This window comes from Streptomyces sp. Root431, assembly GCF_001426585.1.
Lineage (GTDB): Bacteria > Actinomycetota > Actinomycetes > Streptomycetales > Streptomycetaceae > Streptomyces > Streptomyces stackebrandtii.
Genome location: NZ_LMEI01000009.1, coordinates 915966 through 925627, shown reverse-complemented (window position 1 = coordinate 925627; position 9662 = coordinate 915966). Strand labels below are relative to the sequence as shown.

The 9662-nt window shown below is 70.3% G+C and carries 3 protein-coding genes, 1 tRNA gene and 1 rRNA gene; 4 read left to right on the top strand and 1 reads right to left on the bottom strand.

The features are described from left to right. A 5S ribosomal RNA gene (rrf, locus tag ASC82_RS17595) occupies nt 1-107 on the top strand; the annotation flags it as partial. A 5-nt stretch (nt 108-112) separates the two neighbouring features. Continuing rightward, nucleotides 113-188 (top strand) — tRNA-Thr (locus tag ASC82_RS17590). 90 nt (nt 189-278) lie between these two features. On the opposite strand, the gene ASC82_RS17585 is transcribed toward ASC82_RS17590, so the two are convergent. Then, nucleotides 279-2924, bottom strand: coding sequence for a SpoIIE family protein phosphatase (locus ASC82_RS17585; protein ID WP_056648491.1), 2646 nt, complete (start codon nt 2922-2924; stop codon nt 279-281). Nucleotides 2925-3193: 269 nt separating this feature from the next. On the opposite strand from ASC82_RS17585, the gene ASC82_RS17580 reads away from it, so the two are divergent. Next, nucleotides 3194-8680: a HAMP domain-containing protein gene (locus tag ASC82_RS17580; protein ID WP_199862550.1), complete on the top strand. Its 5487-nt coding sequence runs from the start codon at nt 3194-3196 to the stop codon at nt 8678-8680. Nucleotides 8681-8974: 294 nt separating this feature from the next. Then, nucleotides 8975-9649 carry a response regulator gene (locus ASC82_RS17575; RefSeq protein WP_024758916.1) on the top strand — a complete coding sequence of 225 codons (675 nt, stop codon included), beginning with the start codon at nt 8975-8977 and terminating at the stop codon, nt 9647-9649. Nucleotides 9650-9662: the final 13 nt, after the last annotated feature.

Below are 9662 nucleotides of genomic sequence, written 5' to 3'. Positions count from 1 at the left end.
ATAGCGTTAGGGAAACGCCCGGTTACATTCCGAACCCGGAAGCTAAGCCTTTCAGCGCCGATGGTACTGCAGGGGGGACCCTGTGGGAGAGTAGGACGCCGCCGAACAACCCGCCCTTTTAGCTCAGTCGGTAGAGCGTCTCCATGGTAAGGAGAAGGTCAACGGTTCGATTCCGTTAAAGGGCTCCAAAGAGAAAGGCCCCGCCATTGGCGGGGCCTTTTTTGCGTTGTCGTGGCGGGGATGAGGAGGACGGCCCCTTTCGGGGCCGTCCTGGGGGATCAGCGGTCGTCGGGCTCTCGGAGGCGCATCGCCAGGATGGCCATGTCGTCGGAGGCGGGGGCCTGGGCGAAGCGCTCGACCGCGCGGAGGACACGGGCGGCGACCGCGCCGGCCGTCAGGCCCGTACACGTCTTGAGGACTTCGGCGAGGCCGTCGTCGCCCAGCATGCGGGTGCCTTCACGGCGCTCCGTCACGCCGTCCGTGACGCAGAGGAGGACATCGCCCGGGTCGAGGGTGATCGTCTGCTCGTACAGCTCCAGGTCCTCCATGACGCCGAGGAGGGGCTGGGGCTCGGCCGCCGGCTGGACCGTGCCGTCCGGGCGGAGGCGCAGGGGGAGCGGATGGCCGGCGCAGACGACCTTGAGGATCGCGGAGCCGTCCTCCTGGGGGCGCATCTCGCCGTACAGGAGGGTGAGGAAGCGGCTGCGGGCGCCCTCGTCGAGGATCGCGGCGTTGAGCCGCTCCAGGACCGCCGGGCCGCCGAAGCCCTCGCGGGCCAGGAGGCGGAGGGCGTGGCGGGCGAGGCCCGTGACGGCCGCGGCCTCCGGGCCCGTACCGCAGACGTCGCCGATGGCGAAGCCGTAGGCGCCGTCGCGGATGGGGAAGAGGTCGTAGAAGTCGCCGCCGACCTCGTTGCCCTCGCCGGCCGCGCGGTAGATGACGTCGACTTCGACGCCGGGGATCACCGGGAGGCCGGGCGGGAGGAGGCTGCGCTGGAGGGACTGGCTGATCGCCACGCGCTCCGAGTAGAGGCGGGCGTTGTCCAGGGCCAGGGCGGCTCGGCGCGAGAGGTCCTCGGCGAGCTCCAGGATCTCCTGGCGGAAGTGGTCCTCGGAGGGGCGGCCCAGGGTCAGCATCCCGATGACCCGGTTGCGGGCGACCAGGGGCAGGACGACCGTCTCGCCGGCGACCGTGCTCGCGGTGGCCAGGGTGGTGTCGATGCCGGAGGAGAGCGGGCTCGTGGGGTGGTCGAGGGCGCGGACCGAGGCGCTGAGCGCCGCTCGGTGCGCGGCGTCGCCGGGGGCCGTCCAGACGCGGGCGCCGGGTGTGGGCACCGGGTCGGGCGGGGCGATCGAGGAGAGCAGGTCCTTGAGGCCGTCGATGCGGTCCTCGTCCTCGTGGAGCACGTACGAGAGGTACGGGTCGGAGGCCTGGTCGGCGATCGTGTAGACCGCGCACCAGGTGGCGAGGGTGGGGACCGTCATCTGGGCCATCAGGGCCAGGGTCTGGTCGCGGTCCAAGGTGCCGGCGAGGAGGTCGGAGGCTTCGACGAGGAAGCTGAGGGAGCCGCGGCGGAGGCGTTCGAGCTCGCCGAGGCGGGCGGACTCGACGGCGAGGGCGATGCGGTCGGCGGCGAACTGGAGGCGGAGGGCCTCCTCGTTGGAGTAGCGGTTCGCGGACTCGGCGGCCACGCCCAGGGAGCCGGTGAGCCGGCCCTCGACCTTGAGGGGGACGGTGACCACCGAGCGCATGCCGGTGCCTTCGAGGAGGGGGACGGCGCCGGGGACGGCTGCCAGGTCCTCGTGGACCGCGGGCATGCGGGCGGAGCCGTAGCGGCTCGCGCCGGTCTCGACGGGGACGCGGGCGAAGCGTTGACGGGCGGCCGGGAGGCCGGTGGTCGCGCGTACTTCGAGTTCGGTCTCGTCGTCGGTGGCGAGGAGGAGGAAGGCGGAGTCGCCGTCGAGCATGTCGCGGGCGCGCTCGACCGTGCGCTGGAGGAGGCCGTCGAGGTCGTCGGGGGCCGGGGAGCCGATGAAGACCTCGAAGGGGTCCGCGGTGCGGTTCTCGGAGCCCGGTTCGGCGGCGGGGCGCTGCGGGGTCTGGAGGACGGCCCGCTCGTGCTCCCGTACGAGGAGGCAGACGGTGGAGGGTTCGCCCTGGGTGTCGCGGACCCGGAGGTGTGAGGCGTAGACGGGGACGACGCGGCCGTCGGCGCAGCGGATGCCGTAGCTGCCCTCCCAGCGGGAGAGGCGCAGGGCCTCGGCGAGGCCGGTGCCGATGCCGGGGGTGTGCGGCCAGGCGGCGAGGTCGCCGAGGGGCTTGCCGATGACCTGGTCGGCCTCGTAGCCGAAGAGCTCGGCGGCGTCCTCGTTCCAGGCGGTGACGGCTCCGCCGCGGTCGATCTGGGCGACGGCGACGCGGACGCGGCTCTCGGCGGCCGGGAGGAGGGCGTCGGGGAGGACGGGGCCGGCGGAGCGGGTGCCCACGGGGCGCTGGGGGAGGTCGAGGTGGAACCAGACGTGCTTGCGGGTGGGGGAGTAGTCGACTCCCCAGCGGTGGGCGAGGGCGGCGCAGAGCAGCAGGCCCCGGCCGTTCTCGCGGTCGGGGCTGCCCAGGGTGCGGCCGCTCTGGACGGGGATCTCGCGCTCGGGGTACCGGTCGGCGACCTCGACGCGGATGCTGTCCTCGGAGCGGAGGCAGAGGACCTCGGCCGAGGTGCCCGCGTGGATCACGGCGTTGGTGACGAGCTCGCTGGTCAGGACGACGGCGTCGTCGACGAGTTCGGAGTGCCCCCAGCCTTGGAGGGTGTCCCTGACGAACGCGCGGGCGGCCGCGACGGACCGCCCGACGGGCTCGAAGCTGGCAGTCGCCCGCGCGGTGATCACAGCACTCCTCGTACGCGTTTCGACGCCCGGCTCTGCCATGCTCGGTATGCCCCTCCCACTGCCCGGTGGTCGTGCGCGCACCACACCGCCCCCGCCGGGCGGACCGGGGTGGCTGGACAGCCGGATGCCAGGTTACTTACCTTCACTGTCCGCCCGGATGCCGGTCGTCACAGTTTCCGCCCACCGAGGGCGGGGACGCTGTGCGAAGCTGCCGAACTGTTATCGCCTTGTTCGGTCGCGGTGAAACACTGGGCAGGCTATCGGCGAGAGCCGGAAGCGTACGGTCGACCCCTTTCGGGAGGGACACGGTGGAGTCTGGCACGGCGGCGCGGCGTGGCGGCAGCAGCGGCACGCGCGCGAGGGGCGGGCGTTCCCGTGGGGGGACGGTGCAGGTGGACGCGGCGGCGCTGGAGCGGTTGCTGGCCGCGCTGGTGTCGATGCGGGACGGGAATTTCCGTAAACGGCTGACGGTCTCCGGTGACGGGGTCATGGCGGAGATCTCCGCCGTGTTCAACGAGGTCGCGGACCGGCAGATGCACGTGACGGGCGAGCTTTCGCGGGTCCGGCGGGTGGTCGGGCGTGAGGGCAAGTTGTCCGAGCGGCTCGAGGCGGGGGCCACGGAGGGGGCGTGGGCCGCGGCGATCGAGGCCGCGAACGCGCTGGTCGACGATCTGGCGCGGCCGGTGTCCGAGGTGGGACGGGTCCTTTCGGCGGTGGCCGAGGGCGATCTCGATCAGCGGATGGACCTGCGTTCGGAGGGTTCCGACGGGGCCGTACGGCCGCTGCGCGGGGAGTTCCTGAAGGTCGCGCGTACCGCGAACAACCTCGTCGACCAGCTGTCGGTGTTCGCGTCCGAGGTGACGAGGGTCGCCGTCGAGGTGGGTACGGACGGCAAGCTGGGCGGTCAGGCGCAGGTGCGCGGGGTGTCCGGTTCGTGGAAGGACCTCACGGACTCGGTCAACACCATGGCGAACCGGCTGACCGCGCAGGTGCGGGACATCGCGCTGGTGACGACCGCGGTGGCGGACGGCGATCTGTCGCAGAAGGTCACGGCCAACGTGGCCGGCGAGATGCTGGAGCTGAAGAACACGGTCAACCGGATGGTCGACCAGCTGTCGTCGTTCTCCTCGGAGGTGACCCGGGTCGCCCGTGAGGTGGGTACGGAGGGCGAGCTCGGCGGTCAGGCGGAGGTGGCCGGCGTCGCGGGTGTCTGGAAGGACCTCACCGATTCCGTCAACACGATGGCGGGAAATCTCACCAATCAGGTGAGAGGGATCGCGGAGGTGACGACCGCGGTCGCCAACGGCGATCTGTCGCAGAAGGTGCGGGTCTCCGCGCGCGGCGAGATCGCGCAGCTCGCGGACACGATCAACCAGATGACCGAGACGCTCCGGACGTTCGCCGACGAGGTGACCCGGGTGTCGGGCGAGGTCGGTGCGCAGGGTCTGCTCGGCGGTCAGGCGCAGGTGCCGGGTGCGGCGGGGACGTGGAAGGACCTCACCGACTCGGTCAACACCGTCTTCCGGAACATCACCACGCAGGTGCGGGACATCGCGCAGGTGACGACGGCGGTGGCCAACGGTGACCTGTCGCAGAAGGTCACGGTCGACGTCGCCGGCGAGATGCTGGAGCTGAAGAACACCGTCAACACGATGGTCGACCAGCTGTCGGCCTTCGGTTCCGAGGTGACCCGGGTGGCCCGGGAGGTCGGTGTCGAGGGTCTGCTCGGCGGTCAGGCCGAGGTGCCGGGCGCGGCGGGGACATGGAAGGACCTCACCGACTCGGTGAACACGGCCTTCCGGAACCTGACCGGTCAGGTGCGTGACATCGCCCAGGTCACGACGGCGGTGGCCAATGGTGACCTGTCGCAGAAGGTCACGGTCGACGTCGCCGGCGAGATGCTGGAGCTGAAGAACACCGTCAACACCATGGTGTCGCAGCTCTCGTCCTTCGCGGACCAGGTGACGCGGATGGCGCGGGACGTGGGTACCGAGGGCCGGCTCGGCGGGCAGGCGCGGGTGGACGGGGTCTCCGGCCGCTGGCGCGAGCTCACCGACTCCGTGAACTTCATGGCCGGCAACCTGACGTCGCAGGTGCGGCAGATCGCCCAGGTCACGACGGCCGTCGCCCGCGGTGACCTGTCGCAGAAGATCGACGTGGACGCCCGGGGCGAGATCCTGGAGCTGAAGAACACCATCAACACGATGGTCGACCAGCTCTCCGCCTTCGCGGACCAGGTGACGCGGGTGGCCCGTGAGGTGGGTACGGACGGACGGCTCGGCGGGCAGGCGCAGGTGCCCGGTGTCGCCGGTGTGTGGCGTGATCTGACGGACTCGGTGAACGGCATGGCCGGGAACCTGACGACCCAGGTCCGTAACATCGCGCAGGTCGCCACGGCGGTCGCCCGCGGTGACCTGTCGCAGAAGATCGACGTGGACGCCCGGGGCGAGATCCTGGAGCTGAAGAACACCCTCAACACGATGGTGGACCAGCTCTCGAACTTCGCCGAGCAGGTGACGCGGGTGGCCCGTGAGGTGGGCACCGAGGGGATCCTGGGCGGTCAGGCCGAGGTGCAGGGGGTCTCCGGCACCTGGAAGGACCTCACCCAGTCGGTGAACTTCATGGCGAACAACCTGACCATTCAGGTGCGCAACATCGCCGAGGTCACGACGGCGGTCGCCATGGGCGACCTCTCCAAGAAGATCACGGTCGACGCCCGGGGCGAGATCCTGGAGCTGGTCACGACCGTCAACACGATGGTCGACCAGCTGTCGAACTTCGCGGACGAGGTCACGAGGGTGGCCCGTGAGGTGGGTACGGAGGGCATTCTGGGCGGCCAGGCGCGGGTGCGTGGGGTCACCGGTACGTGGAAGGACCTCAGCGACAACGTCAACCTGATGGCCAACAACCTGACGAGTCAGGTGCGGAACATCTCCCGGGTCTCGGCGGCCGTCGCCAACGGCGACCTGACGAAGAAGGTGACGGTCGAGGCGCGGGGCGAGGTCGCCGAGCTCGCCGAGACCGTCAACACGATGGTGACGACCCTTTCGTCCTTCGCGGACGAGGTCACGCGTGTGGCCCGTGAGGTGGGTACGGAGGGCGAACTGGGCGGTCAGGCGCGGGTGCCGGGTGTCTCCGGCACCTGGAAGGACCTGACCGAGTCGGTGAACTCGATGGCCGACAACCTGACCGGTCAGGTGCGCCAGATCGCCGCCGTCACCACCGCCATCGCCAAGGGCGACCTCACCAAGAAGATCGACATCGACGCGCGCGGTGAGATCCAGGAGCTGAAGAACACCATCAACACGATGGTCGACCAGCTGTCGAACTTCGCCGAGGAGGTCACGCGTGTGGCCCGCGAGGTGGGCACCGACGGGCAGCTCGGCGGCCAGGCCCGGGTCCGGGACGTGGAGGGCACCTGGAGCGACCTCACGGAGTCCGTGAACGAGATGGCCGGGAACCTGACCCGGCAGGTGCGGGCCATCGCGGCCGTCGCCACCGCGGTGACCCGCGGCGACCTCAACGTCAAGATCGACGGTGTGGACGCGGCCGGTGAGATCCAGGCGCTCCAGGACAACATCAACACGATGATCGCCAACCTGCGCGACACCACCCTCGCCAACGATGAGCAGGACTGGCTCAAGAGCAACCTGGCCCGCATCTCCGGCCTCATGCAGGGCCGTCGGGACCTCGACGACGTGGCCTCGCTCATCATGAGCGAGCTGACGCCGGTGGTCTCGGCCCAGCACGGTGCCTTCTTCGTGGCCATGCCGACGGGTCACGCCCACAGCGACGCCGAACTCGTCGGTGAGGGCGACGGCGCGTACGAGCTGCGGATGCGCGGGAGTTACGGGTACTCCACCGGTTCCATGCCGACCTCGTTCCGGCCCGGGGAGACGCTCATCGGGACGGCCGCCGAGGAGAAGCGGACCATCCAGGTCAACGTGCCGCCGGGCTATCTGAAGATCTCCTCGGGGCTCGGGGAGGCCTCGCCGGCGCATGTGATCGTGCTGCCGGTGCTCTTCGAGGGGAAGGTCCTCGGGGTGATCGAGCTCGCGTCGTTCCAGCCGTTCGCGCAGATCCAGCGGGACTTCCTCAACCAGATCGCCGAGCTGATCGCGACGACCGTCAACACCATCAGCGTCAACACCAAGACCGAGGTGCTGCTCCAGCAGTCGCAGGAGCTCACGGAGCAGCTCAAGGAGCGCTCGGCGGAGCTGGAGCACCGGCAGAAGGAGCTCCAGGGCTCGAACCTGGAGCTGGAGGAGAAGGCCGAGCTGCTCGCCCGGCAGAACCGCGACATCGAGGTGAAGAACACCGAGATCGAGGAGGCGCGGCAGGTCCTGGAGGAGCGTGCCGAACAGCTCGCCGTCTCCATGCGGTACAAGTCCGAGTTCCTCGCGAACATGTCGCACGAGCTGCGTACGCCGCTCAACTCGCTGCTGATCCTGGCCAAGTTGCTCGCGGACAACGCGGAGACCAATCTGACGCCGAAGCAGGTCGAGTTCGCGGAGACCATCCACGGCGCCGGTTCGGACCTGCTCCAGCTGATCAACGACATCCTCGACCTGTCCAAGGTCGAGGCGGGCAAGATGGACGTGTCGCCGACCCGGATCGCGCTGGTCCAGCTCGTCGACTACGTGGAGGCCACCTTCCGGCCGCTCACGGCGGAGAAGGGGCTCGACTTCTCGGTGCGGGTCTCGCCGGAGCTGCCGGCCACGCTCCACACCGACGAGCAGCGGCTGCTCCAGGTGCTGCGCAACCTGCTGTCCAACGCGGTGAAGTTCACCGACTCCGGCGCGGTGGAGCTGGTGATCCGGCCGGCCAACGCGGACGTGCCGCAGTCGATCCGCGAGCAGCTCCTGGAGGCCGGTTCGCTGCGCGATCCGGAGGCCGATCTGATCGCGTTCTCGGTGACGGACACCGGGATCGGGATCGCGGCGAGCAAGATGCGGGTCATCTTCGAGGCGTTCAAGCAGGCCGACGGCACGACCAGCCGGAAGTACGGCGGTACGGGTCTGGGTCTTTCGATCAGCCGGGAGATCGCGCGGCTGCTCGGCGGCGAGATCTTCGCGGCGAGCGAGCCGGGCCGCGGTTCGACGTTCACGCTCTATCTGCCGCTGAGCCCGACGGAGCTGCCGTCGCACGGGTACGGGCAGGGGGCGCAGGACGCCGAGGATCCGCAGCAGGGTGCCGAGGAGGGGGCGTCGGGGGCCGTGCACGCGTTCCCGCACTTCCCGCCGTCGCCCGTACGGACCGAGGCGCGGTCGGGGGCCGGGGCGCTGTTCCGGCACCGGAGGAAGGCCGCGGCGGAGGCGACCGGGGCGCGGACCGGGGTGCCGGGGCAGGCCGGTCAGCAGGGCGCCGCGGACCGGGTGGAGCCGGAGGCGGAGGTCGTGCCGCGGCGTACCTTCGGCTTCTCGGGCGAGAAGGTGCTCATCGTGGACGACGACATCCGCAACGTCTTCGCGCTCACGAGCGTCCTGGAGCAGCACGGGCTCGCGGTGCTGTACGCGGAGAACGGGCGCGAGGGCATCGAAGTCCTGGAGCAGCACGACGACGTGACGGTCGTGCTGATGGACATCATGATGCCGGAGATGGACGGGTATGCGACGACGACCGCGATCCGGCGGATGCCGCAGTTCGCCGGGCTGCCGATCATCGCCCTGACGGCGAAGGCCATGAAGGGCGACCGGGAGAAGGCGATCGAGTCGGGGGCGTCGGACTACGTGACGAAGCCGGTCGACCCCGACCACCTGCTGTCCGTCATGGAGCAGTGGATGCGGGGGGAGTGACTCCGGACCGGGGGTCCGCGCGGTGTGCCGCGCGGGCTCCCGGGCTCCGCTGACGGACTGTCGCCACCGGGGTGTGAGAGGGCGGGATACGGGGAACCTTCTGGTCTCCCACCGCGTTTCTGCTACGTGCACAGTGACATCGCGGTGACAGGGTGTGGCGACGGGCGGGGTGCGGCTACGATGACCGGCACAAGGACGGACGGCGCTAGGGAGTCGTCTTCTGGGGCGGCGCCCGGTGCTTCCCCCGGTTACGGGAGCCGGGGAGAGCCGTTGCCGGGACGAGGAGGACGGGGCATGGTGCAGAAGGCCAAGATCCTCCTGGTCGATGACCGGCCGGAGAATCTGCTGGCGCTGGAGGCCATTCTCTCCGCGCTCGATCAGACGCTGGTGCGGGCATCGTCCGGGGAGGAAGCGCTCAAGGCGCTGCTGACGGACGACTTCGCGGTCATCCTGCTGGACGTGCAGATGCCGGGCATGGACGGCTTCGAGACGGCCGCGCACATCAAGCGGCGCGAGCGGACGCGGGACATCCCGATCATCTTCCTCACCGCCATCAATCACGGCCCCCACCACACCTTCCGGGGGTACGCGGCCGGGGCGGTCGACTACATCTCGAAGCCCTTCGACCCGTGGGTGCTGCGCGCCAAGGTCTCGGTCTTCGTCGAGCTCTACATGAAGAACTGCAAGCTGCGCGAGCAGGCCGCCCTGTTGCGGCTGCAGTTGGAGGGCGGCGGCGAAGGCGGTCACGGCAAGGAGTCCGCGGGGCTGCTCGCCGAGCTGTCCGCGCGCCTCGCGGCCGTCGAGGAGCAGGCGGAGGCGCTGTCGAAGCAGCTCGACGACGACTCGGCCGACGCGGCGGCCGTCGCCACCGCCGCTCACCTGGAGCGCAAGCTCACGGGGCTGCGGCGCGCCTTGGACGCCCTGGAGCCGGGGACGGGCGCAGCGCCGACGCTGCCCGCCCAGACCTGACGTACCGTCACTC

Excerpts from the sequence above, each read along its gene's own strand:
- ASC82_RS17585 (WP_056648491.1), bottom strand. The coding sequence starts at position 2,924 with ATGGCAGAGCCGGGCGTCGAAACGCGTACGAGGAGTGCTGTGATCACC.
- ASC82_RS17575 (WP_024758916.1), top strand. The coding sequence starts at position 8,975 with ATGGTGCAGAAGGCCAAGATCCTCCTGGTCGATGACCGGCCGGAGAAT.